Below are 24,730 nucleotides of genomic sequence, written 5' to 3' on the forward strand. Positions count from 1 at the left end.
TTTTTCCTGGATGTATCTTTTTAATCGTTTTTGTATTTTTATGCTTTACAATTAATAATCATACATATACACTTAGTCTCATATCTTGAAGGAGGAATTCATACATGAAAAAGTGGGTCATTACAGGGGGATTAGTGGCAAGTGCATTACTAGCAGGATGTAGCCAAGAGACGACGGGCGAAGAGAAAAAAACACTCGTCATGGGAACGAGCGCCGATTACTTCCCGTATGAGTTTGTCGATACGGCGAACGGAGACGAGATTGTCGGATTCGATATCGAGATTGCCGAAACGGTTACGGAACGCCTCGGCTACGAACTTAAAATTGAGGACATGGACTTCGGTAGCCTGCTCGGGGCACTCAACGCCGGACGTGTCGACTTCGTCATGGCCGGTATGACGCCGACCGAAGAGCGGAAAGAAAATGCCGCCTTCTCGGACATCTATTTGTCGGCGACGAACCTAGTCATGACGAAAGATGAGTCACTCGAGTCGATTGAAGCGCTCGCCGGCAAGAAAATCGGCGTCCAAACGGCATCGATTCAAGAGAACATCGCCAAAGACCAAGCTCCGGATGCAGAGCTCGTCTCATTGAACAAGATTCCAGAAATCGTTCAAGAGTTGAATACGGGTCGGATTGACGCGATGGTCATCGAGGACACGGTCGCCCAAAAATACTTGGATCAAGATGCCGGACTGTACACGTTCGCCTTGAAAGAAGATGGCGAGAAAGGTTCTGCAGCCGCCTTTAAATTGGAGGATGACCTTCGCGATCAGTTCAACGAGGAGTTGAACAAGATGATCGACTCAGGTGAAATCGACAAACTCGCCAAGAAATGGTTCTCGATGGAGCCGACGGAATGAGACAAGTCTCGCTACCGATTTATCCAGTCACCTATCCAGAAGGGTACCGTTTGAATCAAAACGAGAGCCAGTTCCCGGTGCCGTCCCGGTTGTATGACCAACTTGCGACAATCTCGTTCCAAGACTTGCATGAGTATCCGGTCCAACCGATTGACGAGTTGTTCACCCGTTATGCGGCCTACGCCGGTGTTGACCCGAATCAGCTGCTCGTCGGTTGCGGGAGTGACGAGATGATTCATGTCGTCACCCAGGCGCTGTTGGCACCGGAAGACGTCGTCTTGTCACCGAGTCCGGATTTCGCACTCTATCCAATTTTCACGACAATCGCCCATGGCCGGCACGTGCAAGCCGATGACCTTTCTTATGACGCACTCGTCCAGGCGATTACGCAACACGAACCGAAGCTGTTGCTGTTGTCGAATCCAAACAATCCGACCGGTAAATTGTGGAGCGTCGCCGAATTGGCCGAACTCGCAGGACTCGTCCCATATTTAATCGTCGACGAGGCGTATATCGACTTTTCGCCGAACTCGAGCATGGTGGCCCACCTTGATTCATTCACGAACGTGATTGTACTGCGGACGTTATCGAAGGCGTTTGGCTTAGCCAACGTCCGCCTCGGTTTCATGGTCACGACGCCCGAACTTGCCGCTTATTTCCGTCAGTTCGTCCCACCGTTCAACATTAGCGGGGTCAGCGCGAAAATCGCCAATGTGTTTTTACAAGATGCTACGTATCTCGACGAGGCCATCTCTTGGCACGCCGACATGCGCGGACAGTGGACCGATTTGTTCGCCACAATCGGCCACGTCCATCCCGCCGAGGCAAACTTCATTTACGTCACGCTCGATGAGCCGGAGGCCGTTTGGGCCCACCTCGCCGCGCATGGGGTTCACACATCGAAACAACCGAACGGGATTCGCATCACGCTCGGCAATCAACAAGCCCTTGCCCTGGCACACGAGGCGCTCAGCATTTACGCAATCCAAACATCGAATTAATCAAAAACGCTCCGACTGTTTCCAGTCTGAGCGTTTTTGTCATGGGATGAGTTTGATGACTTTTGCCGGATTACCCCCGACGACGGCACGAGCTGGCACATCTTTCGTCACAATGGCGCCAGAGGCGATGACAGCATCGTCACCGACCGTCACCCCTGGATTCAAGATGGCACCGCCGCCAATCCATACCCGATGTCCGACCGTGACCGGCTTCCCGTATTCAAGACCTGAAATCCGTTCAGTCGGGTCGAGCGGATGCGTCGCCGTATAGACGTGCACACCCGGACCGAGCATGCAATCGTCACCGAATGTGATCGGACAGATGTCGAGGAACACACAGTCAAAGTTAGCGAAGAACCGTTCTCCGAGATGAATGTTATAGCCGTAGTCGCATTTGAACGTCGGCTCCAGATAAAACGAACTCCCGGTCGAGCCGAACAGCTCCGCTAACACAGCTTTTCGGTCGTCGATTTCGTCGATGCCGGAACGATTGAATCGTTCCGTCAAACGCCGGGCCTGACGCCGGTCGGCGACGAGCTCGTCGTCCCCGGCCATGTAAAGGTCGCCCCGAATCATCTTTTCTTTTTCTGTCATCTGCTTCTCCCCCTTTTCTTTTTTTAGTATAGAGGAATTTCTGACCAAACGGGGAATAGGAACATGACGAACTAGAGGAGGAATAGACAGATGAAACGAATTCTTGATTGCAGAGCCAGTGATTTCTTGACGTTCAACCGCTCGGATTTGATTGGATCGATTCGGAAAGCCGAGGGGCGGACCGTACTCGCCGAGGTCATCCCGACCGTGCAGCCGCTCTATCCAGAAGTGACGAACGCCGAACTCGCTCGAGCGTTCGGAGCCGATATGATTCTATTGAATATGCTCGACGTATTCCATCCGTACATAAAGGGTCTGGAAAGCCACGCCTTATTTGGTAACGTACCGGGCGAGACGATGTCTGACAATCCGATTATGGAATTGAAGCGGCTCGTCGGTTTGCCGATTGGGGTCAACCTCGAACCGGTCGACTTCTCCGAAAAGTCAGAGGACATGTATGACGTGAAACAAGGACGTCTGGCGACACGGGAAGCGTTCGCGAGAGCGTCCGAGCTCGGGATCGATTTTATCTGTTTGACCGGCAACCCGAACACCGGGGTGACGAACGAGGCGATCGAGCAAGCCATCATCAACGCCCGCCAAGAGTTCGCTGGCGTCATCATCGCCGGGAAGATGCATCAAGCCGGCGTCGGCCGAGTACTCGACCAAGAGGCCTATGTCCGCTTCGCTGAGGCCGGGGCCGACATCATCTTGATTCCTGCGCCTGGGACGGTCCCAGGCGTCCGCGAAGACGAATTCTATGAAGTCACGCGCGAGATTCAGGCGTTGGATAAACTCGTCGTCGCCGCCATCGGTACGTCACAGGAAGGGTCCGATGAAGCGACAATCCGTGACATCGCCTTGTCCTCGAAGCGGGGTGGGACGGACATCTTCCATATCGGCGACGCCGGCTTGTCCGGAATCGCCACACCGGAGAATATCCAGGCGTTATCGATTGCGATTCGGGGACGGCGCCATACGTATATCCGCATGGCCGCCTCGGTCAACCGCTAATCAAAAGGAACGAAGCCGATAATGGCTTCGTTCCTTTTTGTGTTACCAGTCAGTGACGTCTCGGCGCGGTTTCGCCGGAGTCGTCGTCCCGTGCCGTTTGGCGAGGAGCGCCTCGACGTCTTGTAATGACACGCCTTTGGCGGCGAGCAAGACGAGCAAATGGTACAAGAGATCAGCCGACTCTTCGACCAAATCTTCATCGTTCAGCGCTGCGATGACGACCTCGAACGACTCTTCCCCAAACTTCTTGGCAATCTTGTCGACACCTTGGTCGAATAGATAAGACGTATACGACCCTTCTTTCGGTGACGCCTGTCGTTCTTGAATCAACTTCTCTAATTCGTGAATCATCCTTCCACCTCCGTGAAAAAGCAGCTTCGATTTCCCGTATGACACGTCGGCCCATTGGCACGGACCCGGACCAAGAGTGCGTCTTGATCACAATCGACGTGGATGCTTTCGAGCTCGAGCGTATTTCCGCTCGACTCCCCTTTCATCCAGAGTCGCCCTTTCGAACGTGACCAGAACGTGACCGTGTTCGTCTCGAGCGTCTTCTGAATCGCCTCCTCGTTCATGTAGCCTAACATGAGGACGGCGTCGTCCTCTGTCGACACGATGATGGCTGGAATCAATCCGTTTGCGTCGTAACGAACCGCATCGGCAAGTTGTGCTCGCTGCATACGTGTTTCACCTCTTCCACTGTCGTTTTCCGGTCATGCAAAATCGAGGCGAGTAGCGCCGCATCGACCTTCTCGAGCGCGTCGACGACATGATTCGCGTTCCCGGCACCGCCAGAGGCGATAATCGGGATATCGACGGCGTCCCGGAGCAAATCAAGGATTCGCAAATCGTAGCCACTCTGCTTTCCGTCCTGATTCATCGACGTGACGAGCAGTTCACCCGCCCCAAGTGCAGCCACTTGCTTTGCCCAATCGACGGCCCGCAACTCGGTCCGGTTCTTCCCGCCATACGTATAGACGAAGTAATCGTCGTCTTCGAACTTGACGTCGATGGCGATGACGATACATTGTGACCCGAACCGCTCGGCCGCTCGTTTAATCAAATCGGGTGATTCGACGGCGAGCGTGTTGAGCGACACTTTATCGGCCCCGGCTTTTAAGAGCGAGGAAATATCCTCAAGCGACCGAATACCGCCACCAACCGTGAGCGGAATGAACACTTTCCGGGCGACGGCACTGACGACGTCAAGCATCGTCTGGCGGCGTTCCGTACTCGCAGTGATATCTAGAAGCACGAGCTCATCCGCACCGGATGCGTCATAATACTTAGCAATCTCGACCGGGTCGCCGATATCCCGGAGTGCCACGAACTCGATTCCTTTGACGACACGACCGTCTTTCACATCAAGACACGGAATAATGCGACGTTTAAGCATGGCGCGCCTCCCACTCGATCAAGTCATCGAGGCTGACTTGTCCGGAGAGTAGTGCCTTCCCGACGACCGCTTCGTCGATACCGGCCGCTTGAAGTGCTTCGACATCAGCCTCGGTCGTCACACCGCCCGAAGCGATGAGCGTGACTGAAACAGCCTCACGCAGCGCCTTCATCCGCTCGAGATTCGGTCCGTTCAACTTCCCGTCCGACCCGATGTCCGTATAGAGAATCGTTTTGACACCACGGTCAACGAGGCCTTTCGCGGCATCGATATCTTTTAAGTCGGTCGCTTCTTGCCAGCCGTTGACGGCGACGATGCCATCATAGGCATCGAGGGCGACGGCGACACGATCTCCGTACTTCGCGAGCGCCCGGTCCAAGAAATCCGGGTCTGTGAACGCTTTTGTCCCGAGCAAGACCCGGTCCGCACCGGTCGCCATGACCGCGTCGAGCGCTTCCTCGGAACGGATGCCCCCGCCGGTCTGAACGAAGAACCCGCACGTTTTGGCAAAGCGGACGACATCAAGATGTCTCGGTTCACCAGCTTTCGCCCCTTCGAGATCAATCAAGTGGAGCATCGGGACGCGCCCTTGCCACTCCTTCAATTTCTCATACGGGTCTCCGTACTGTTCTTCTGTATTGAAATCGCCTTCTGTCAAGCGGACGATTTTTCCGTCAATCAAATCAATGGCCGGTAGTAATCTCACGTTCGACCGCCTCCTTCCATTCTTTCAATAAACTGAGTCCAAACGCACCGCTCTTCTCCGGGTGGAACTGCATCCCCGTGACGAGCCCTTTTTGCACGATGGCTGGCACGTCTTCCCCCATATAATCGGCAGAAGCGATCACATGGGTTGGGTCGGTCACGACGTGATACGAGTGAACGAAATAGACGTCCTCGTCTCGCAAAATCGAGTTCCATCCGACGTGTGGCAGACGTTTCGCCCGCATCCGCTCGACGCGCCCTTCAATCAAACCGAGTCCTTCTGTCGGCACCCCTTCCGTGCTCGACTCGAATAAGAGCTGCATGCCAAGGCAAATGCCAAGGAACGGTTTTTCTTGTGCCGATCGTTTCAACAGCGGAATCAGTCCCGTCTCGTTCAGCGATTGCATCGCCTGGGGGAACGCACCGACGCCCGGCAGCAAGATGGCGTCAGCTGCCTCGATGTCTAAGGGATCGTTCGTGATGGTGACGTAACAGCCGATGGCTTGGAGCGCCCGTTCGACATTGAACACGTTGCCCATTCCATAATCGATGACCGCGACCTTCATCCTTCGATCAGTCCTTTCGTCGAAGGCAGTCGATTCGATCCATCTTGCCCGATCGCTTCAGCGAGGGCGCGACCGAACGCTTTGAACAGTCCTTCAATCATATGGTGCGAGTTCGACCCGTAGAGCAACTCAAGATGAAGCGTCAAGCGGGCGTTCATTGCCACGGCCCGGAAAAACTCTTCGGCGAGCTCGGTATCAAAGTCCCCGAGTTTCGGATTTTTGATTTCGGCCCGGTAGACGAGGAACGGACGGCCGGACACGTCGACGACGGCACGCGCGAGCGTCTCATCCATCGGCAAATAACTCGTGCCGTAGCGGCGGATACCGATTTTGTCGCCGAGCGCTTGATTGATCATCTGCCCGAGGGCGATCCCGACGTCTTCGACCGTATGGTGAGCGTCGACCCACGTATCCCCTTCGACATGGACCGTCAAATCGATTTGGCTGTGGAACGCGAACAGTGTCAGCATATGGTCAAAGAAGCCGACGCCTGTCTTCACGTCACTTTGCCCCGTCCCGTTCAAATCAAGCTTGAGCTCGATGTTCGTCTCTTTTGTCTCTCGTTTCGTCTCAGCTGTTCTCAAGTGAAGTCACCTCTTCTATCGTTTGTTGAAGCAAGCGGTACGCCTCGTCCGTTCCGGCACTGACACGAATCCCGTCTGCGAACGCGCGAACATGTACATCTTTTTCAAGGAAGCGGGCTGCCCAAGCTTCGCTGTCCGGTGTCTCGACGTAAAGGAAATTAGCACGGCTCGGTAAGACGTTCCCAATCGGTGCGAGCAACGTCTCAAGCTTTTGTCGCTGCGTTTGATGGAAACTGATCGACTCATCGATATAAGCGGAGTCGTTCAACACGACCGTGGCCACGGCCGCACTCAGCCCACTCACATTGAACGGAGAGCGGAACCGATCAATCTTCTCGATTAAGCGCTCATCGGCGATCATGAAGCCGATGCGCAGATTCGCGAGTCCGAACGCTTTCGATAACGTCCGGAGAATGATGACGTTCGCGTGGTCCGCCAGGCGGTCTTTGAATGAATCTTCCATCGTGAAATCGATATACGCCTCGTCGACGACAAGGTACGGGACTCGGCTGGCAATCGTCTCGAGATCATCGAGCGACCACATCTTCCCGGTCGGATTGTTCGGGTTCGATATGAGGACAAGTTTCGGGTGTTCCGCCTCAATCGTTTGCATGAGCGACTTGAACGACAATCCGTCCGCATCCGGCTGCACGAAATTCCCACGGGCGATATGCGTGTAAATGCCATACATCGAAAAGTCTGGAATCGGTGCGGCGACGACATCGTCGGCATCGAGAATGGCCTGACAGAGAATCGCGAGCAATTCATCGCTGCCACTGCCGACCATGAGTTGCTGCGGGCTCACACCGGCATACGCCGCATAGCTTTGTTTAAGCGCCGTCAACTCGTCGACCGGATAATGGCTCAAGTCGAGCGGAAGCTCTCGGATAGCCGTCTTCAAGCGCTCTGGAAAGACATATTGGCTTTCGTTTTGATTCAACGCGTGCCCTTTGACCGCATGCGGGACGTAGCGTGGAATCGTCTCATAGTTCAGTCTCATACGTCCTCCAATCGGACCGCCATCGCCCGGGCGTGGCCGTCAAGTTGTTCTTGTTGCGCGATTCGAATCGCGGCACGCGTGATGCGCTCATCGAGTTCTGTCATTTGCAGGAACGTCTGGCGTCGGTAAAAATCATCGACCGAGAGGCCGCTCGAGAAACGGGCCGTCCCGCTCGTCGGCAGGACGTGGTTCGGTCCAGCGATGTAATCCCCAAACGCCTCCGCCGCTTCATGACCGAGGAAGAACGATCCGCCGTGACGGATGGCTTGCATGTAATCTTCCGGGTCGGCGACGGCGAGTTGGACGTGTTCAGCCGCCATCTCGTTCGCATAACGAATCGCCTCAGCCTTCGTCTTTACGAGGACACCCCCGCGCTTCATCGCCTCTATCGCAATGTCACGCCGTGGTAATTCAGCCAATTGTCGGTCTAATTCTTGTCGAATCGCTTCGGCCAATTCGCCAGTCGTGACGAGCGCAAGTGCCGTCGCTTCGACATCGTGTTCGGCTTGGGCGAGCAAATCGGCGGCGACCCATTTCGGATTGGCCGTCTCATCGGCGATGATAAGCACCTCGGACGGTCCAGCGACCGAATCGATGCCGACGATATGGGAGACGAGCGATTTTGCCGTCGCGACATAGGCATTCCCAGGCCCGACGATTTTATCGACCGGTTGAATCGTCTCGGTGCCGAACGCCAAGGCGGCCACGGCTTGCGCCCCGCCGACGAGATAACATTCATCCGCCCCTGCGATTTTTGCCGCAATCAATAACGATAAATCGATGCCGTCTTGTTTCGGCGGCGTCACCATGACGACTCGCTTCACGCCGGCCACTTTCGCCGGAATGATGTTCATCAACACGCTCGACGGATAGACGGCCGTCCCGCCTGGTACATACACACCGACCGAATCGAGCGCCATGAAACGGCGTCCAAGCCGGAACATACCGTCTTCGTACACGTCATCTTGACGTCGCTGGCGTTCGTGAAACGTACGAATGCGTTCAGCCGCGAGCGTCAACGCCTCGGTAAGTTCAGCATATGCGTCAGGCGGCGTAAACGTCGTCAAATCGACCGTTTCGATTTTGTCGACGCCGTCAAATTTTTTCGTGAACGCGAGGAGCGCCTCGTCCCCGTTCGACTCTACGGCCTCGAGGATCGGTTTGACCGCTTCTGCCCAGCTTTCCCGCCGGGCCCGGTTCGTTTCTGTACTCATCGGGCATCCTCCTTGCTCAAGCGACGAATCCACGCCTTCAATTCATCAGGATTGTTGGCGAGAGCCGCCTCACTCGTGATGAACTTGGCGTTCACTGTGAAAATCGTCTCGTATTCTTCAAGGTCATTCGCGCGAAGCGTCGCCCCCGTCTCTACGATATCGACGATGCAATCGGCGAGTCCTGTAAGCGGTGCGAGTTCGACCGATCCGTTCAACGCAATCACTTCGACGTTCTGTCGTTTCGAGGCGAAGTGAGAGATGGCGATATTCGGATATTTGCTCGCGACTTTCAATTTTTTTGTTCCATTCTTCCGTTCTTTCGGTCCGCAGACCGCCATGCGGCAACGGCCGAACGGCAAGTCGACGACTTCCAGCACGCCAGGCGTCTTCTCTCGCAAGATGTCTCCGCCGACGACGCCGACATCAGCCGCGCCGTGCATGACGTATTTGTAGACGTCATCCCCTTTGACGAAGATGAACTCATGCCCGTCGACTTCGACCGTCAGTTCGCGGCCACGCTTTTCAGGCCAAACGGTAAGTCCGACTTGTTCGAAATAGTCTCGGGCCGCTTTTTCAATGCGTCCTTTTGCGATGGCTACTTTCATAAAATCACCTCACCTAACTGTTCTAAATCAAGGGACAGTCCGAACGCCCGACGAGATTGGCCGAAATGTCCGTATAATGAATCATATCGACCACCCGATAGGACGCGTCGTCCGTCGATGCTGCCTGTCACTGTCAATCCTGAATAATAATCAAAATCACCGGTCTGTCCGAAGTCGTACGATACGTTCAAACCGATGGACCGTAAATGTTCGACCGCCCGCTCGACTTCATCGATTGCTGCCGTCAAGCCCGGCTCAGCGACTTCACGTAACTCACCAAGTGCCGAGTCGCCAATCAAGAACGGTAATTTCGCGATTAACGGGTATTGATACGTATCGGCGAGTTCCCGGAGTGACTCCAAATTGCGAAGCGCCAAATATTGGCGGAGCGTCCGCTCAGGGATACCGGCTTCGTCGGCCACGGCGGCGACCAAGGCTGCTGATCCGACTTGAATCCGGAGTCCGTCTTGTGGCAGGACACGCTCGGTCATACTGAGGAACGAGGCAATCAACTCCATATCCGGAGCGTCCCCGTCAATCCATTCGAGACCGAGCTGTTGACGTTCATGCGGCTGTCCCGAATGCTTCGGGGTACGCCGGTAGACGGCACCGGCATATGCAACACGCATCGGCTCATGACCGTCCGCGAGTTTCCGTGCGATTTGTAACGTATAGTCTGGACGCATGACGAGCAACTCTCCGTCATTTCCGAACAGACGATAATAGGCCGACTCATCGAACAAGGCCAAGTCTTGATAGTGCGAATAATATTCTACGAGTGGCGGTTCGATCACGCTGTAGCCGTTCGATTCAGCTCGTTCGAGAAATGATAACATCCACTGCTTCGGACGCAGAACGTCCTCCCCTTGCAATTCGTGCCATCCTTCCGGGATGGATCCTTTTGTATTGAACCAAATCATCGATATCACCCTTTATCTTATTATCACTTTACCAAACTAAAGTAGTGTGTTAAATTTATCAAACCAAGCCGGTGCTGTCAACCGGCGAACTCGAAAGGAATGTCGCTTGATGATTGACTTTACCCGTGATGGTCACCTTCACACCCCATTTTGTCCACATGGCTCGACAGACCCGCTCCAGGCGTACGTCGAACAGGCGTTAGCCCGTGGTATCAAGACGCTCACGTTCACAGAACATGCTCCGCTCCCAGCCCGGTTTCAAGACCCAACACCAGACAAAGATTCGGCGATGGCGTTCGAATTGCTTCCGGATTATATCGAGGCCGTGCAGTCGTTAAAACGGAAGTATCCCGAACTCAACCTTCGCCTCGGCTTAGAGATCGACTACTTGCCCGGCTATGAAGCTGAGACGTTGGCGTTGCTCGAGCCGTATGCCGACGTATTAGATGAAACAATCTTGTCTCAACACTTTCTACTCGTCGCCGGTGAGCTCCTGCCTGTCGACTTCTCGCTCGAGACGTTTCATATCCTCGTCGAACGTGTCGGTTCGTTCGAGGCTGTGATGAAACAATACTATTCGGCGCTCGCTGCCGGCCTCGTATTCCCTTGGGAACGCCTGAAAGTGGACCGCATCGGACATATCGATTTACCAATCAAATATCAGACCAAGTATGTATGGGACCGCTCAAACGTCCTGGCCGAACAGTCGCGCCTGCTCCAGACGATGGCCGCTCGCGGTTTCGGTCTCGACCTCAATACGGCCGGACTGCGCAAGCCTGAATGCGGACAGCCGTATGCCATCGACGTCGCATCTGAGGCGGCCAGACTTGGAATCCCGTTCGTACTCGGTTCGGACGCCCATATCGCCAAAGACGTGGGCGCTGGGTTCGAAACAATACAAAAAAAAGCCACGTTCCTATGAACGTGGCTTTTTCACAGCGATCTAGCTATCTAGATCCCCATTTTCGGTTGTCGATAACGATATGGCGTTCCATTTCTTCATCTATTGACAATAATACCATACTGAATCGGCAAAGCAACCTAAAATTGAAAAAAGGATGACGGAATTGTCATCCTTTGCTATTTAGACCGCCATTTCAGCGTATAAATCTTTTAATTCATTCGTAGCCGCCTCATCCATCTGTAACGCCACGAGTTCGACGAATTGAAGTGCTGGATCCTTGTCACCCGACATACGAACGATTTCGGCTGCCGCATCATCGAGCGCGAGCAAGATACCTGATACACCGAGCGTCGGGTAGTAACGGAGCAGCGCGCGGACGTGCTTCATTTCTGAGATATCGTTTCCATTGATTTTAAGTGCTTTGACCGCCAACTCTTTATGCGTTCCAATCGCGAACTTATCTTCCCACACCTCTTCGAGTGTGATCAACGCTTCCACATCATAGGCACCATCAGTGAAACGAACTTGTTTTTCCATGTAACATTTCCCCTCTCGTTAATCTACTTTCATTATAAGAGAGGAACACACTAAAAGTTTGTGAAATGTTGAACATTTTGTGGAATTTTGTCTCACCTAGTTGTGAACATAAAAAAAGGTCCCTCCGAGGAGAGACAAATAATGGAAGAGTAAAACACCATTGGCAGTACATTAATAATATAACACCGAATGTAAACGTTTACAATGTGTTTTTAAAACTTTTTTCAAGTGGCATATGTACCACGTCAATTCCGCTCTCGCGCATTAAATCGAGACCGTCGCCATGTTCATAACCGACCGCATAGACGACACGAGCGACGCGGGAGGCAATCAAGGCGAGCGAGCAGGCGTGGCACGGCGAATGGGTCACATAAGCCGTCGCCCCGAATGCGTTCGTCGAATCGGCGGCGAGCTTTCCGATCGCGTTGATTTCAGCATGAATCTCATGCTGTTTCGACCAATTGTGATGATCGTACGGGTCCGAGCATTTGATATAGGTCACACCGTCATGAATGAACGAGACCGGCGTTTCGAGCAAGTCGACCGCATTCGCGGATACATACTCAGCACGCTTATAAAATCCGTCATCCCGTTTTAAGAAGATTTCATTACAGTTCGTATGCCCCGGCGGCGTGCCGTTCAAGCCAATCGAAATCGGCTTCTCATCTTTGACGATGACGCAAGCGACACTTTTAGAGGCACACTTCGAATGACGTACCGCCATCATATCGGCAAACTGTAACCACGTCTCGTCCCATAGGTGTTGTTTATCCATTGTTGATCCTCCTCGAAGAAAAGGAAAGTCTGAATGCTCAGACTTTCCCCGTCAATATCCAGTCTCTTTTGGCAACTCTTTGTTTTTCGAAGCAATCTCGATGACTTTTTCTTTCAACTCGTGCTCCATCCGATCGAGTTCACGTTCCGCCTCACGACGCTTCTGACGTCCCTCTTGTTGAATCCGGAGCGTCTCATCGAGCGTCGAGAGCAAGTTCTCGTGCGCCACTTTAAGCGACTCGACCGAGACGATGCCTTTCTCGTTCTCCGTGGCAATCTCGATTGAAGAGTCTTTCAACATCTTCGAGTTCTGCTCGAGCAACGTATTCGTCGTCTTTGTGACGTCTTGCTGCATCCGGAGCGCCGTCTTTTGTCGCGTCAAGCTGAGCGCGAGCACGACTTGGTTTTTCCAAAGTGGAATCGTATTGACGACCGCCGACTCGATTTTCTCGGCTAGAATCTGGTTGTTCTGCTGGATCACCCGGATTTGCGGGGCCATCTGCAGGCTGATCGTCCGGCTCAGTTTCAAGTCGTGCAACTTCTTCTCGAACCGGTCTGCGAGTTGAATCATGTCGTTCAACTGTTGCAGTTTGACCTGGTCTTTCGACATCTCGACTTCTTGACGAAGCGGGGCAATCTCATAGCTCCGTACGTGATCAAGCTTTGTCTCCCCAGCGGCGATATAGACGTTTAGTTCTTCGAAGTAGCGTTTGTTTTTGTCGTACATTTGATCGAGCATCGTGATATCCTTCATCAAACCGAACTTGGCCCGGTCTAGATTATGGATGACCTCTTCTAAATAGACACTCATCTTTTCAAACTGTAACTTATAGTTCTCGGCTTTCTTTTTGGCCCGGCCGATGAGCGGCAGATTGTCCATGAAGCTCTTCTTCTCCGGCTGCAGCATGTCCGGGTCCATCTTGCGCACATTCTGCATCAAATCGGACAATAGCTTGCCGGCGTCACCGCCATCTTTCATCCGGACCTCAGTCAAGATTTGGTCCGAGAATTGCGACAGTTCACGTTGTACGTTCGAACCGAACAGCATGACGGAATCCGTCTTTTTAATATCAATCGACTCTGCGATGCGCGTGATGCGTTCCCGGTGCGCTTGTGGGACGTCGGCATTTACTTGAATGGCCGGCACCTCATGTTTCTCGGTCATCGCTGACCAGTCCACGGACGGGTCCGAAATCGCATCGGTTTCTGTCTTCGTTTTCGTTTGGGAAGTAAGTTCTTCTTCTGGCCATGACTGCCAGTTCGTTTCATTCGATGAAGTCATGCTTTTTTCTCCCTTCTGGTTGATCGGCCAATACTCTCTCCATCATAATCAACTCTCGTTCAAAATCGACCGCGTCATCTTCGAGGAGACGACTGCGCTGTTGTTTGAACTTGTCGACGATGAGCCGCATATTGGTCATCAACTGTTCACGTGTCTCTTCTTGAATGACGACTCGTTTTCCTTCTAGTTCTTTGAATTTCAATACGACCGACACGAGCGAGTCCAAATAGAACGTGAACAAGTCACGGACATGTTTGGCATCTTGAGGGTTCTCGAACAGCTCAGCGAACAGTTCGTGTGCTTCTTTCGAGACCGCCTTCATCTCACGCCGCACCTCGATGTCTTTAATCTCAGGCAAGACGCGGTCAATCTGTTGTAACTTCTCATAGCCTTGTTCAATCGTCCGCTGTAAAAATTGAAGCTCTAAATCATCTGTCGCTTCAAATTGGCGCACCGGCGCCGCTTCTTCGAGCGGTTTCAAGATGCGTGAACCGACGAACGGTTCGTCCTCGTCGAGCAACAGTTTCTTTTTGGCCCGCTTGGCGACAGGCGCCGGTGCCCGCTTCCTGCGTTTGCTGTTCGACCACACCTCGTTCAACACGAGCGCCCCGACGATGATAAACAACCAAGAGAAATCAAAAACGCTTATGGCAAAATATAGGATTGCCCCGGTCAGGGCCCATTTCATCCATGTTTTCATCCGTTTCACCTCGTCTCATGATACTTCTATTGTACCTTACGTGACCCTTCAAAAAAAGTTTCGTCATCTTTATAAGCTTAGCATAACGTTCCCGCGCGCTCTCTCGGTCGCAAGAACGAAAAGTATGGCCGATGACTGGACAAAAAACCTCCTGATTCGACGAATCAGGAGGTTTCTACGATTATAATGTGACCCACGTCGACACCATGACGACGGCAACCGTCACCGGAATGACGTACCGGATCAAGAAGTGCCAGATCGGGTACAACTTCACACCGATGTCTGACGTTTGAATCTCTTCTTTCAAAATGCGTTGGTCGACGATATAGCCGACGAAAATCGATGTCAAGAGCGCACCGACCGGCATTAAGACGTAGCTGACGATGTAATCCATCGAATCGAAGAACGTGCGACCGTTTAAGAACTGCATCTCGCTCATGACACCGAACGAGAGTGCCGATGGAATCCCGACTGCGAAGACGATGGCCGCTGACAACAGGGTGACGTTTCGCTTCGATATCGTTTGTTTCTTCTCGTTCAACTTGTCCGTCACACCGGCGACGACGACTTCAAGCATCGCAATCGATGATGTGATTGAAGCGAACGTGAACAAGAGGAAGAACAACACCATGAAGAATCCACCAAGCGGTACTTGGTTGAATACGGCCGGCAAGACAACGAAGAGAAGCGCCGGTCCTTCTGCCGGGTCAAGACCCGAAGCGAAGACGGCCGGGAATATCGCGAGGCCTGCGAGTAGCGAGACGGCAATATTCAAGAGAACAATCATGTTCGCTGAACGATTGAGCGTGCCTTTCGTCTGAATGTACGACGCGTACGTCAACATGGCTGCGACACCGAGCGATAGCGAGAAGAACGCTTGACCGAGGGCGAACAAGACCGATTCACCGGTCAAGGCAGAGAAGTCAGGTTGCAAGAAGAAGCGAACCCCTTCCATCGCTCCGTCAAGCGTCAACGAACGGATGACGAGCACGATGAAACTGACGAACAAGAGCGGCATTAAAATCTTGCTCATGCGCTCGATGCCAGCCTCGACACCTTTTAAGACAATCAAGAGCGTAATCAATAAGAACAAGAACTGACCGAACACGGCGATGCCTGGTGACGAAACGACATCTCCGAACACGGCACCGAACTCGTCAGGCGAACGTCCGTTCAATGTCCCGCTCAATCCGAGACCGACATAGATTAAAACCCAACCACCGATGACACTGTAGAATGAGAGCAATAAGAAACATGCGATGACGCCAAGGTAGCCGACGAGTGTCCAACGACGGTGTCCTAATTTTTTGAAAGCGAGCAGTGCCGTCTTTTGTGTCGAGCGTCCGACGATGAATTCACCAATCAATAACGGTAACCCGAGTAAGAGCGTGAACGCTAAAAACATGAGCAAAAAGGCGCCGCCTCCACTTGTGCCGGTGACATACGGAAATTTCCAGATTGCACCGAGACCAATCGCAGACCCTGCGGCCGCTAAGATGAATCCAATTTTTGAGGCGAACGAATTTTGCGCCATTACCATCCCTACTTCCTGTTTTCATATCTTTTTTCATAATAATAGTGAAATACTAACACGGTTCAGAAATGAGAACAACTAAAAACAGAGAAAAGTCTGAATTCTTTTCTCTGTCAGCAATTTTTATCGATTTTTAGTGTGACGGGACGAGAAATGACAACTCTCCCGGCAGGACATCGACGTCCAGCCGTTCCGCCTCGAAGTGCTCCCCATCGACGTCGATGATTTGAGATTCACTCAAATGGACGGTCAGTTGAGACATCTGTAGATGCACCCATTCCGGAGACGACTGTTCGAGTCCGAGCTGTTGGGACAACAATTGACGAATCATCGGGAAGCCGATGGCGGAACTATGGACGACCTCGACGAGTCCGTCCGTGAACGACTGGGTCGGGAGTTTCGTCGGTACCGTCCCGAGATAAGCCCCGTTCCCTACATATAGGAAGCTGACTGGTCCATCGTGGACGACTTCCCCACCGTGTTCGATGCGAACATCGAACGGATCGAGTTCACGAAACTGCCGGATCGTCGCTAAAAAGTAACCAATCGACCCGAGTGATTCTTTTTGGAGCGGATCGATTTGTCTCGACGCGTCCGCGATCAGGCCGACCCCGATGAAGTTGAGCCCGTACCGTTCGTTGACTCGCATCACATCAACCGATTGTGCGTAACTCATCTTGAACAAACGGGCCGCCTCGATTGGTTCGACCGGTAGAGCGAGGGCACGGGCGAAATCATTACACGTGCCGGCCGGAATCAGACCGATTGTCGGCCGTTCATCTCGCGGAAGCTTCATCAAGCCATTGACGACCTCATGAAGCGTCCCGTCCCCGCCGATGACAATCAAGTGCTCGTAAGCCCCGCTCTCTTCGGCGAAGCGACCGGCGTCTCCTTGCGCGAGCGTCTTCCGAATCAAAATCTCATCGTATAACGATTCAATCGTCCCGACGACCTCACCGAGCATCGTCTCGTTCCCGCCAGACGTGGGATTGGAGATAATCAATGCTCTCATAACAGACCAGCCTGCTCCAAGAAGTCCTTCGCGACGTCGTACGCCCGTTTATTCCCGTACGCGACGCGACGGTTCAATTCAGACATCTCTTCGTCAGTAATTTTACCACCCAATTGGTTGAGGGCATCCTCGATTTCCGGATGTTCATCGAGCGTCTCTTGTTTCACCAACGGAGCTCCTTGGTAAGGTGGGAAGAACTGTTGGTCGTCCTCGAGGACAAGCAATTCGTTCTCGGCGATATCCGGGTCGGTCGCATACGCATCGACGAGGTTGACGTCTCCACGTGCGATGGCACGATAGCGCAACTTTTGTTCCATCGAGACGACCGACGGGAAATCGAGACCATACGCTTGTTGCAGTCCCGGGTATCCGTCTTCACGGTCTGTGAACTCGAGCGTGAATCCGGCCTTAATATCCGATTGAACGTTTCGTAAATCCGAGATGGCGGTGATGTCTTCTTGCTCGGCATAGTCGCGTGGGATCGCGATGGCGTATGTGTTGTTGAACTGCATCGGTTCAAGCAACGCATAGCCGTCATCGGCGAGCGCGTCCCGAGCCTGTTCATACACTTCACGGGCATCGTTCGAGTTCGGTGTCTCTTTCACGAGACTCGCGAGCACCGTTCCTGTGAATTCTGGATAGATGTCGACATCGCCTGATTGTAACGCGCCCCAGACGAACGTCGTCTCTCCGAAGTTTGGACGGACGGATACAGACAAATCAGTCTGATCTTCAATCAACAGCTTATACATGTTCATTAAAATCTCAGGCTCTGGCCCGAGTTTCCCCGCGATGACGAGGTCGGTCTGTTGCGTGCGACCGAAGGCTAGCGGGGCCGCGACGATGAGCGCCAACACGGTCGAGACGGCAATCAATTTCGTCTTGTTCCGGGTTGCCGTCGCCCCTTCCATTTGGCGTAGCAAGAAATCGAACAACAAGGCAAGGATGGCGGCCGGGATTGCCCCGAGGAGAATTAAGTAATTGTCGTTTCGGTTGATGCCGAGAAGGATTAACGTCCCGAGCCCACCTGCGCCGACGAGGGCGGCGAGGGTCGCCGTTCCGACAATCAGCACCATCGCCGTTCGAATCCCGGCCATGATGACCGGTAGCGCGAGCGGGAGTTCGACTTTCATCAAACTTTGGTTCGGTTTCATCCCACAAGCCCTGGCCGCTTCGATGAGCGATTTATCGACCTCGTTCAGCCCGGTGAAAGTATTTCGTAAAATCGGGAGCAAGGCATATAGCACGAGGGCAATCGTCGCCGGTAAAGCACCAATCCCGACGAGCGGAATCATAAGACCGAGGAGTGCCAAAGAAGGAATCGTTTGAATGATGGCGGTAACGCCGATGGCGGTCTCGGCCACTTTCTTGCGACGCGTCAACCAAATCCCGAGCGGAACGGCGATTAAGACGGCTATCAAAAGTGATACGACGGAGAGCTGCAAGTGCTCAATCAGCGCCTCGACGAGTTCGCCACGCCGGTTTTGAAATGTCTCAAGCATCTACCTCACCTCTTCCACGTTGTGTAAAGTCGAGGACGAACGGATCCGTACTCGCTCTAATTTCATCTGGAGTACCGATAACGACCAATTCGCCATCACGCATCAAGGCGATGCGATCCCCAAGTTTCATCGCTTCTTGCATGTCATGGGTCACGAACAGAATCGTCTTCCCGAGCTCATCGTTCAAGCGTTTAATATCATCTTGAAGTTGACCTCGGCTAATCGGATCGAGCGCCGAGAACGGTTCATCCATCAAGATGACTTCCGGATCGGCTGCAAGCGCCCGCAGTACGCCGACGCGTTGTTGCTGTCCACCGGATAGTTCCGTCGGCTTTTTCACTCGCAAGACCGGATCCAGCCCTGCAATGTTCATGAGTTCGGTCACGCGGTCCTTCGTCTTCTGTTTAGGCCATTTCAATAATTCGGGAACGACAGAAATATTTTCCTCGACCGTTAAATGAGGGAATAAGGCAATTTGTTGAAGCACATAACCAATGTTGCGTCGCAACTCGTATATATCGAATTGATAAATCTCTTTCCCGTCGATGAGGATTTTTCCATCTGTATGGTCAATCAGTCGATTCACCATCTTCATCGTCGTCGTCTTCCCGCACCCCGATGGCCCGATTAAGACAAAAATCTCTCCTTTACGGACTGTCAAATCCAAGTCTTTGACGGCTAGCGTCCCGTCTTCGTAGCGCTTGGACACATTTTGAAATTCTATCAACTCTACCCCTCCTCGGCTCGTAACTTTTTCATGAAAGTCAAATATTAGTTTGCCCGTTTCCAACGTTTGTTAAACAATCGGACGTGCTATCTGGTGCGTATGGACACTGCCGGTAAGCAAAATCATGAAGCAAGGCACAAAAAAGGTCCTCCTAAAGGAGAACCTGCTGTTATGGAAGTGTAATCGTGATGTGGCGACGACCCCAGTTGATGGCCTCGTCTTTCGTGTCGACGAGCAAGTCGACGATATTTCCTTTGATGCGTCCACCCGTATCCAAGGCAATCGCTTGACCGACACCTTCGATTTGAACAATCGTTCCAAGTGGGATGACGGCTGGATCGACTGCGATGATACGCATGCCGTTATAGAAAATCGAATCCGTGACATCATGACCGGTTGCCGTCAAGACGCGGCCCCCGTATGAGCCGTTATCGGCTGCATCGTTCGTGTACGCCGTCGACTCGGCTTGAATGGAGCGTCCTGTCGTCGAGACTGGAGTTGCAGTCGTTGTCGACACCGTCGATTGCTTTTTCGTAGCTGCGGCTTGACGTTTCGCTTCTTCTTGTCGTGCCTGCTCGGCAGCGACACGTTTTTCTTCGGCCAAACGTTCTGCTTTTGCTTCACGCTCTGCCTGCTCTCGCTCGGCTTTCTCTTCGGCTACCCGTTTTTCTTCCGCGATCCGTTTCTGTTCGGCTAGTCGTTTTTCTCGTGCAATCTTTTGCTGGCGTTCTTGCTCGATTGCTTTTCGTTCCAATTCAAGTGGGTTTTGGACAATTTTTTGTTCTGTCCCAATCCCGATTTGGGCGGCATCGGCCGTTGCGGCAAACGCGAACGTTCCCACCGCCATAAGTAGGACAGTCATCATATATTTTAAGGAATGCATAATCAATAGGTCAGCACCTTTCTCGTCATCTAACGAACAGGAGTTAATTTACCATGCCCGTCCGACCCCGAGAAGGGATTTTGATGAAGTGAAATATTTCTGACACATCGACTCTCTGTCGGTTACAATCTGTAACATTTACATGAAACATAGCGCTACCAAGCATTTTTATAAAAAATTACAGATTCGTTACAATACGACGTGTAACAAATCTGTAATCTGATTGTCATTCTGTTTCAGCTTCGGTCGAGCGCAAATCGTGAGGTCTTACCATGCCCCAAGGTGCCACGTCGACGTCCACTTCGAACGTCTTCGCCCCTTCGATTGCTGATGTCTCTTCCTCAGCGACACGATACGAACTCATATCATCAATATATACTTGGCGGTCGTAATAGTTGGCCCGAGTGCCTCCGAAAAACGGCCGTGAACTGACCCGGTCAATGGTCGCATATCCATCGTCCCCCGTTTTGAATGAGACGTATACTGTCCCTGACTCGACATCTTGTCTTCCTTCGAACGAGTCATACTCCAAATAGACGAAGTCTCCGAAAAACGGGTCGTACGGTTCGTAGGAAGTCGCTTTGAACGTATATGTCTCACCGAACCAGGAGACCGCATAGACGAGCAGTATAAACCCGACGGCAATCAACACTTGCACAATCGGTACTAGCCAAGGCGTCAATCGTTTCATGTCTGAGCATCCCCTCTCGTCGTACGACTACGGCTGCGCCACCACAAGGCTAGCGACAATGCGAAGACGATCAATGCTCCGATGAGGAAGAACAGTGAAATATCGAGTTTATCCCAAACATAGATGAAGTAGATCGTCATTTGAACGAGCAAGAAATAGATGAAGGCGAGCACGATCGGTTTGCGATTATGGTCTTGATAGACGAGATAAGCGAGGGCGACCGCTTCAAGCAGGATGGCCAGCAAGATGCCCGAATCCTCGAACAATGAGAAGGGGATGACGGCGAGCAGGCTGACCCACATCAAATCTGGACGTCGGTGCAACAAATAGACGGCGACGAGGACGACCGAAAGGATTGTCGCCTCGATGACCGACGGCGTTCGTTGCGACAACCAGCCTTCCGTCGCATTAATCAAATAGCCGATTGATAGGACGGCTGCGACGAAAAGGTACAGATAGTTCCATTGGGCCCGCTCCCGATAAACGAGAAACAAGACGTGTAGCGCAGCGAGTGCCCATAACGGCCAAAAGCGGCCTTCATAGTCGGCGTACTGACCAATCGTGATCAATAGGCCGTAGAAGCCGAACCAGGCGAAAATGCGATCGAGCTCGTTGTCCCCATAATGGAACCAGACCCACGTCACGATCAATCCGAACGCAATCAACGTGATGCCGATGCCTTGAAAACTATTCGTGATTGCCAAAAAGCCAGCGAGTGCGGCCAAGAACGTGAAAATCGGATGTTTGAAAATCAATTTGTGCATGACGGCGACGGCAAGGAATAACCAGAATAAGAACGGAATTTGCGAGGAAAGATTATACGTCGAGAAAATGACGATCATCGTGGCGACGAAAAAGGCGACGCCTAACAGTCGGAATAGCGTGACATAGCGTGACGCTTTCACTTGCAGGCGTTCGGCGGTCACATACATCCCGACCATAAACACGAGGAAAATAGCGACTTTCACAAGATCAGGAATCGCTTGCCAATTGGCCGCGACAAAACTGAATAGACTAAGTGCGAGCAAAATCGATCCGATAATCACAAGAATAGGCGGTTTGTGCTCACGTTTGTCACCGACCGCCAACTTCTTATGTTCATACTCGACCAAGCGCTGACCGGTCACTTCATCCAGTAAACCGGCCTCTTCCCATTCACGAACTTTTTTGTCAATGGACACCTGAATCATCCCTTTCGATTAAAAGGTCAGCTGGCGCGTTCGATCAATTCCAAATCTTTTTTCAGTAAAACTTGCTTCTCGAATTCGAGACCAAGCTGTTGAAATTCTTCCATGATGGAAACGTCCCCGATGACCGTATTGGTCAATACGGCAGTCACTTCTGCGACCCAACCTTCACGAGTTGACTTGACGATATCACCCACAACGAATTCTACAGACACACCCATTCACTTCCAATCTTAAATTTGTTTCTATCATTATAACGAAATTATATCGGTTTGAATACGTTTTCTTTAAGCCGTTTAATAAATTGTGTCAAAATTTTTCCAGTCAATCCCCAAATAATGTAGTCTTCATGTTCATAAAAAGGTTCTCTCATTTTAATTACCCGTTTTTCGTACGCTTTAGCATTCGCCATCCGGTCAAACGGAATATTTTGATCAGGATTCATCGTCCATTCCATCTCGCCGTGGAACGGGTCGAGCAACAGCAACGTCTCGACCGGGATTGAGAACAGATGGTCGACTTCATCGGTGTGACGGACGTCTGGGAGCTTCGGAATCACTCCGACGAACGGATAGATCAGTTGCCGATGTGGCGTTGCGAGGGGTTGCAGGCGACCGATCACTTCAATCTCTTCCACCGCGAGCAATAGCTCCTCACTCGTCTCACGAACAGCCGCCTCGACCGGGGTCTCGCCAGGATCGAGACGGCCGCCCGGGAATGAGATTTCTCCAGGCTGGCGCCGCATCGTATGGGCGCGCACTTCAAAGATGACATGCCACGCTCCATCGACCTCGACCAAAGGAATCAATACGGCAGCCGTCTGTTCATAATTCTCTTCCATCGAAAAACTGTCACGCAATTGTTGTTCCGTGATCCACGATTGTTTCATGTTCTCCACCTCATTCTCTATGTTTCTACAGTTCCACCGTTGTCTCCTCGTTTAAACGCATCAAATGTCGGAAATATCATTATTAATGATAGGAGATGGTAGATGTGGTGGACAAACAAGTTGATGTATTGATTGTCGGGGCGGGCCCGACCGGACTCACGCTCGCGCTGACGTTAGCCAGATATGGAATCTCATTTGAAATCATCGATCGCAAGACGACACCGTCGAACAACTCCCGCGCCATCGGGATTCAACCGCGGACGATTGAAGTCTTCTCTCGTCTCGATGTCGCCAAAGAAGTGCTCGACCGGGCGCGGACCATCGAGAAAGGAAATCTATATTTTTCAGGACAATGGACGGCCAAGCTCGAATTTTCCCGTCTCGTCACGCCCTATCCGTTCGTGACGTTGCTCCGTCAAAACGAGACCGAAGCAATTCTCGAGGCGGCGTTAAACGAGCACGGGCATTACGTCCAGCGTGGGGAAGCGCTCGTTTCGCTGACACATTACCCGTCTCGTGTGCTCGCACATTTGGAGTCAGACTCAAACCGGACAATCGAGGCCAAATATGTCGTGGCGGCCGACGGAGCGAACAGTACGATTCGACGCATGCTCGCTCTGCCATTCAGCGGAAAATCGTTTAAGGAATCGTGGGTGCTCGCCGACATGAAAGCTAAATGGAACATCTCGCGTGAAGAGGTGCATATTTTCTTTTCGGACCGCGGTGTATTGGAAGTCTTCCCGCTCACGGACGACACGATTCGCATCACCGGCAATCTCGCGAGCGATGAGTCGTTCAACGAGGCGGAATTGCGTGAGTTGATCGAACAGCGCAGCCATATGGATGTCGAAATCGACGAGGTCGAATGGTTCTCATTGTTCCGGGTCCATAACCGCATGGTTGACTCATTCATTCACAATCGCGTCATTCTCATGGGTGACGCCGCCCATATCAATTCACCTGTCGGCGGACAAGGGATGAATACCGGCATCGCCGATTCGTTCAACCTCGGCTGGAAGCTGTGGCTTCATTTGAAGGCGGGTGCCCCGTTCCGCGTCGTCGATTCATATCGCGATGAGCGCGAACATGTGGCCCGTAACGTCCTGCAGACGACGAACGTGGCGACCGAAGTGTTGCAGACGACGCTCCCAGTCCTACTGCCGTTCCAAGCACTAGGCGCCGACGTCTTTACGCGCGTCAATCTCATCAACCAAAAAATCACGGAACGGATTGCCCAGCTACACTTGTCGTATCCTGGACATTCCCGCGTCCCGTTCTTACGCGTCACCGAAGGCAAAATCTTCCCGGAAATCGAGATTATCCGGACGGACGACGGGCTCCGCACGAAGATTTCAGAAGTCGCCGACGGCCGCTTCCAAGTGCTCGTGCTCGACGACGATAAACGGGACGCGAGCGCGTTGTATGACTATTTGAACGACCATCAATCGTTCTTCCAAATCATCACGCTGTCGAAGACGAGCCGTCCCTTCTTCGATCAAGGCAACGAGCTCGCGAAATCGCTGTTCATGAAACGCGGCGTCCTCGTCATCCGTCCAGACGGTTATCTGCTCCACAAGCAGCGGCACCTTCGCCCGGAAGCGCTACAAGCGACGATGACAGCTTGGTTGCCGTCCCCATAACAAAAG

General features: G+C 52.5%; 26 protein-coding genes and 2 pseudogenes. 5 read left to right on the forward strand and 23 right to left on the reverse strand.

Going from position 1 to position 24,730, the window contains the following annotated elements; genetic code table 11:
- Positions 1-104: 104 nt before the first annotated feature.
- Complete coding sequence (locus KNP85_RS00475) at positions 105-863, forward strand: transporter substrate-binding domain-containing protein (protein WP_021067270.1); 759 nt, start codon at positions 105-107, stop codon at positions 861-863.
- The gene (locus KNP85_RS00480; RefSeq protein WP_214800802.1) at positions 860-1,864 is read left to right on the forward strand and encodes a pyridoxal phosphate-dependent aminotransferase; all 1,005 of its coding nucleotides are present in this window, start codon (positions 860-862) and stop codon (positions 1,862-1,864) included. Before KNP85_RS00475 ends, KNP85_RS00480 begins: the two co-directional genes overlap by 4 nt.
- 39 nt (positions 1,865-1,903) lie before the next feature.
- On the opposite strand, the gene KNP85_RS00485 is transcribed toward KNP85_RS00480, so the two are convergent.
- The gene (locus KNP85_RS00485; RefSeq protein ID WP_058763461.1) at positions 1,904-2,458 is read right to left on the reverse strand and encodes a maltose acetyltransferase domain-containing protein; all 555 of its coding nucleotides are present in this window, start codon (positions 2,456-2,458) and stop codon (positions 1,904-1,906) included.
- 90 nt (positions 2,459-2,548) lie between these two features.
- Here KNP85_RS00485 and KNP85_RS00490 point away from each other — a divergent pair, with 90 nt between their 5' ends.
- Positions 2,549-3,472: a DUF7916 family protein gene (locus KNP85_RS00490; RefSeq protein ID WP_058763459.1), complete on the forward strand. Its 924-nt coding sequence runs from the start codon at positions 2,549-2,551 to the stop codon at positions 3,470-3,472.
- Between the two features lie 42 nt (positions 3,473-3,514).
- Here the strand turns inward: KNP85_RS00490 and hisIE are convergent.
- The 9 genes and pseudogenes from hisIE to KNP85_RS00540 form a co-directional block, all read right to left on the reverse strand.
- Positions 3,515-4,152, reverse strand: a pseudogene (gene hisIE / locus KNP85_RS15950) (bifunctional phosphoribosyl-AMP cyclohydrolase/phosphoribosyl-ATP diphosphatase HisIE).
- On the reverse strand, positions 4,101-4,868 hold the full coding sequence (gene hisF, locus KNP85_RS00505) for an imidazole glycerol phosphate synthase subunit HisF (protein WP_214800804.1): 768 nt from the start codon (positions 4,866-4,868) through the stop codon (positions 4,101-4,103). Before hisF ends, hisIE begins: the two are co-directional and overlap by 52 nt.
- The gene (gene hisA / locus KNP85_RS00510) at positions 4,861-5,574 is read right to left on the reverse strand and encodes a 1-(5-phosphoribosyl)-5-[(5-phosphoribosylamino)methylideneamino]imidazole-4-carboxamide isomerase (protein ID WP_021067262.1); all 714 of its coding nucleotides are present in this window, start codon (positions 5,572-5,574) and stop codon (positions 4,861-4,863) included. The genes hisF and hisA overlap by 8 nt, the downstream gene beginning before the upstream one ends.
- The gene (gene hisH, locus KNP85_RS00515; RefSeq protein WP_214800805.1) at positions 5,552-6,139 is read right to left on the reverse strand and encodes an imidazole glycerol phosphate synthase subunit HisH; all 588 of its coding nucleotides are present in this window, start codon (positions 6,137-6,139) and stop codon (positions 5,552-5,554) included. Before hisH ends, hisA begins: the two co-directional genes overlap by 23 nt.
- The gene (gene hisB / locus KNP85_RS00520; protein WP_214800807.1) at positions 6,136-6,723 is read right to left on the reverse strand and encodes an imidazoleglycerol-phosphate dehydratase HisB; all 588 of its coding nucleotides are present in this window, start codon (positions 6,721-6,723) and stop codon (positions 6,136-6,138) included. Before hisB ends, hisH begins: the two co-directional genes overlap by 4 nt.
- Entirely contained in the window at positions 6,710-7,723 is a 1,014-nt protein-coding gene (locus KNP85_RS00525) for a pyridoxal phosphate-dependent aminotransferase (RefSeq protein ID WP_214713727.1), read from the reverse strand. Before KNP85_RS00525 ends, hisB begins: the two co-directional genes overlap by 14 nt.
- On the reverse strand, positions 7,720-8,937 hold the full coding sequence (hisD, locus tag KNP85_RS00530; RefSeq protein ID WP_214800809.1) for a histidinol dehydrogenase: 1,218 nt from the start codon (positions 8,935-8,937) through the stop codon (positions 7,720-7,722). Before hisD ends, KNP85_RS00525 begins: the two co-directional genes overlap by 4 nt.
- Positions 8,934-9,542 carry an ATP phosphoribosyltransferase gene (hisG, locus tag KNP85_RS00535; protein ID WP_214713732.1) on the reverse strand — a complete coding sequence of 203 codons (609 nt, stop codon included), beginning with the start codon at positions 9,540-9,542 and terminating at the stop codon, positions 8,934-8,936. The genes hisD and hisG overlap by 4 nt, the downstream gene beginning before the upstream one ends.
- Positions 9,539-10,462, reverse strand: coding sequence for an ATP phosphoribosyltransferase regulatory subunit (locus KNP85_RS00540; RefSeq protein ID WP_021067256.1), 924 nt, complete (start codon positions 10,460-10,462; stop codon positions 9,539-9,541). The genes hisG and KNP85_RS00540 overlap by 4 nt, the downstream gene beginning before the upstream one ends.
- A 109-nt stretch (positions 10,463-10,571) precedes the next feature.
- On the opposite strand from KNP85_RS00540, the gene hisJ reads away from it, so the two are divergent.
- On the forward strand, positions 10,572-11,384 hold the full coding sequence (gene hisJ, locus KNP85_RS00545; RefSeq protein ID WP_214800811.1) for a histidinol-phosphatase HisJ: 813 nt from the start codon (positions 10,572-10,574) through the stop codon (positions 11,382-11,384).
- A gap of 162 nt (positions 11,385-11,546) precedes the next feature.
- Here the strand turns inward: hisJ and KNP85_RS00550 are convergent, their stop codons facing one another.
- From KNP85_RS00550 to KNP85_RS00610, 13 genes and pseudogenes are all read right to left on the reverse strand, one after another.
- On the reverse strand, positions 11,547-11,903 hold the full coding sequence (locus tag KNP85_RS00550; protein WP_021067254.1) for a hypothetical protein: 357 nt from the start codon (positions 11,901-11,903) through the stop codon (positions 11,547-11,549).
- A 199-nt stretch (positions 11,904-12,102) separates the two neighbouring features.
- Entirely contained in the window at positions 12,103-12,678 is a 576-nt protein-coding gene (locus KNP85_RS00555) for a deoxycytidylate deaminase (RefSeq protein WP_029595628.1), read from the reverse strand.
- A 51-nt stretch (positions 12,679-12,729) separates the two neighbouring features.
- Positions 12,730-13,959, reverse strand: a complete 1,230-nt coding sequence (locus KNP85_RS00560) for a toxic anion resistance protein (protein ID WP_021067252.1) — start codon at positions 13,957-13,959, stop codon at positions 12,730-12,732.
- Positions 13,943-14,659, reverse strand: coding sequence for a 5-bromo-4-chloroindolyl phosphate hydrolysis family protein (locus tag KNP85_RS00565; RefSeq protein ID WP_021067251.1), 717 nt, complete (start codon positions 14,657-14,659; stop codon positions 13,943-13,945). The genes KNP85_RS00560 and KNP85_RS00565 overlap by 17 nt, the downstream gene beginning before the upstream one ends.
- Before the next feature lie 181 nt (positions 14,660-14,840).
- Positions 14,841-16,193: a sodium-dependent transporter gene (locus KNP85_RS00570; protein WP_021067250.1), complete on the reverse strand. Its 1,353-nt coding sequence runs from the start codon at positions 16,191-16,193 to the stop codon at positions 14,841-14,843.
- Between the two features lie 133 nt (positions 16,194-16,326).
- On the reverse strand, positions 16,327-17,205 hold the full coding sequence (locus tag KNP85_RS00575) for a diacylglycerol/lipid kinase family protein (RefSeq protein ID WP_214800813.1): 879 nt from the start codon (positions 17,203-17,205) through the stop codon (positions 16,327-16,329).
- Positions 17,202-18,707, reverse strand: a complete 1,506-nt coding sequence (locus KNP85_RS00580) for an ABC transporter permease/substrate-binding protein (RefSeq protein WP_214800815.1) — start codon at positions 18,705-18,707, stop codon at positions 17,202-17,204. Before KNP85_RS00580 ends, KNP85_RS00575 begins: the two co-directional genes overlap by 4 nt.
- A 10-nt stretch (positions 18,708-18,717) precedes the next feature.
- Positions 18,718-19,434: pseudogene (locus KNP85_RS00585) on the reverse strand (ABC transporter ATP-binding protein); the annotation flags it as partial.
- Between the two features lie 169 nt (positions 19,435-19,603).
- Complete coding sequence (locus KNP85_RS00590; RefSeq protein ID WP_251136172.1) at positions 19,604-20,281, reverse strand: 3D domain-containing protein; 678 nt, start codon at positions 20,279-20,281, stop codon at positions 19,604-19,606.
- Positions 20,282-20,543: 262 nt separating this feature from the next.
- Positions 20,544-21,008 carry a GDYXXLXY domain-containing protein gene (locus tag KNP85_RS00595; RefSeq protein ID WP_214799546.1) on the reverse strand — a complete coding sequence of 155 codons (465 nt, stop codon included), beginning with the start codon at positions 21,006-21,008 and terminating at the stop codon, positions 20,544-20,546.
- Positions 21,005-22,198, reverse strand: coding sequence for a DUF2157 domain-containing protein (locus tag KNP85_RS00600; protein WP_031200207.1), 1,194 nt, complete (start codon positions 22,196-22,198; stop codon positions 21,005-21,007). The genes KNP85_RS00595 and KNP85_RS00600 overlap by 4 nt, the downstream gene beginning before the upstream one ends.
- Before the next feature lie 17 nt (positions 22,199-22,215).
- Positions 22,216-22,416, reverse strand: a complete 201-nt coding sequence (locus tag KNP85_RS00605; RefSeq protein WP_021067243.1) for a DUF2187 family protein — start codon at positions 22,414-22,416, stop codon at positions 22,216-22,218.
- Between the two features lie 41 nt (positions 22,417-22,457).
- Positions 22,458-23,036 carry an NUDIX hydrolase gene (locus KNP85_RS00610; protein WP_371819368.1) on the reverse strand — a complete coding sequence of 193 codons (579 nt, stop codon included), beginning with the start codon at positions 23,034-23,036 and terminating at the stop codon, positions 22,458-22,460.
- 155 nt (positions 23,037-23,191) lie between these two features.
- Here KNP85_RS00610 and KNP85_RS00615 point away from each other — a divergent pair, with 155 nt between their 5' ends.
- The gene (locus KNP85_RS00615) at positions 23,192-24,724 is read left to right on the forward strand and encodes an FAD-dependent monooxygenase (RefSeq protein ID WP_353048892.1); all 1,533 of its coding nucleotides are present in this window, start codon (positions 23,192-23,194) and stop codon (positions 24,722-24,724) included.
- The last annotated feature ends 6 nt before the right edge of the window (positions 24,725-24,730 follow it).

Origin of the sequence: Exiguobacterium sp. s194 (assembly GCF_018618275.1) — a bacterium.
Classification (GTDB): domain Bacteria; phylum Bacillota; class Bacilli; order Exiguobacteriales; family Exiguobacteriaceae; genus Exiguobacterium; species Exiguobacterium chiriqhucha.

Excerpts from the sequence above, each read along its gene's own strand:
- KNP85_RS00590 (WP_251136172.1), bottom strand. The coding sequence starts at position 20,281 with ATGGCGGTGGGAACGTTCGCGTTTGCCGCAACGGCCGATGCCGCCCAA.
- KNP85_RS00605 (WP_021067243.1), bottom strand. The coding sequence starts at position 22,416 with ATGGGTGTGTCTGTAGAATTCGTTGTGGGTGATATCGTCAAGTCAACT.
- KNP85_RS00550 (WP_021067254.1), bottom strand. The coding sequence starts at position 11,903 with ATGGAAAAACAAGTTCGTTTCACTGATGGTGCCTATGATGTGGAAGCG.
- KNP85_RS00565 (WP_021067251.1), bottom strand. The coding sequence starts at position 14,659 with ATGAAAACATGGATGAAATGGGCCCTGACCGGGGCAATCCTATATTTT.
- hisJ (WP_214800811.1), top strand. The coding sequence starts at position 10,572 with ATGATTGACTTTACCCGTGATGGTCACCTTCACACCCCATTTTGTCCA.
- hisG (WP_214713732.1), bottom strand. The coding sequence starts at position 9,542 with ATGAAAGTAGCCATCGCAAAAGGACGCATTGAAAAAGCGGCCCGAGAC.
- KNP85_RS00580 (WP_214800815.1), bottom strand. The coding sequence starts at position 18,707 with ATGCTTGAGACATTTCAAAACCGGCGTGGCGAACTCGTCGAGGCGCTG.
- KNP85_RS00570 (WP_021067250.1), bottom strand. The coding sequence starts at position 16,193 with ATGGCGCAAAATTCGTTCGCCTCAAAAATTGGATTCATCTTAGCGGCC.
- KNP85_RS00475 (WP_021067270.1), top strand. The coding sequence starts at position 105 with ATGAAAAAGTGGGTCATTACAGGGGGATTAGTGGCAAGTGCATTACTA.
- KNP85_RS00600 (WP_031200207.1), bottom strand. The coding sequence starts at position 22,198 with ATGATTCAGGTGTCCATTGACAAAAAAGTTCGTGAATGGGAAGAGGCC.
- hisH (WP_214800805.1), bottom strand. The coding sequence starts at position 6,139 with ATGAAGGTCGCGGTCATCGATTATGGAATGGGCAACGTGTTCAATGTC.
- KNP85_RS00575 (WP_214800813.1), bottom strand. The coding sequence starts at position 17,205 with ATGAGAGCATTGATTATCTCCAATCCCACGTCTGGCGGGAACGAGACG.
- KNP85_RS00490 (WP_058763459.1), top strand. The coding sequence starts at position 2,549 with ATGAAACGAATTCTTGATTGCAGAGCCAGTGATTTCTTGACGTTCAAC.
- KNP85_RS00540 (WP_021067256.1), bottom strand. The coding sequence starts at position 10,462 with ATGATTTGGTTCAATACAAAAGGATCCATCCCGGAAGGATGGCACGAA.
- KNP85_RS00560 (WP_021067252.1), bottom strand. The coding sequence starts at position 13,959 with ATGACTTCATCGAATGAAACGAACTGGCAGTCATGGCCAGAAGAAGAA.
- hisF (WP_214800804.1), bottom strand. The coding sequence starts at position 4,868 with ATGCTTAAACGTCGCATTATTCCGTGTCTTGATGTGAAAGACGGTCGT.
- KNP85_RS00525 (WP_214713727.1), bottom strand. The coding sequence starts at position 7,723 with ATGAGACTGAACTATGAGACGATTCCACGCTACGTCCCGCATGCGGTC.
- KNP85_RS00595 (WP_214799546.1), bottom strand. The coding sequence starts at position 21,008 with ATGAAACGATTGACGCCTTGGCTAGTACCGATTGTGCAAGTGTTGATT.
- KNP85_RS00555 (WP_029595628.1), bottom strand. The coding sequence starts at position 12,678 with ATGGATAAACAACACCTATGGGACGAGACGTGGTTACAGTTTGCCGAT.
- KNP85_RS00610 (WP_371819368.1), bottom strand. The coding sequence starts at position 23,036 with ATGGAAGAGAATTATGAACAGACGGCTGCCGTATTGATTCCTTTGGTC.
- KNP85_RS00485 (WP_058763461.1), bottom strand. The coding sequence starts at position 2,458 with ATGACAGAAAAAGAAAAGATGATTCGGGGCGACCTTTACATGGCCGGG.
- hisD (WP_214800809.1), bottom strand. The coding sequence starts at position 8,937 with ATGAGTACAGAAACGAACCGGGCCCGGCGGGAAAGCTGGGCAGAAGCG.
- KNP85_RS00480 (WP_214800802.1), top strand. The coding sequence starts at position 860 with ATGAGACAAGTCTCGCTACCGATTTATCCAGTCACCTATCCAGAAGGG.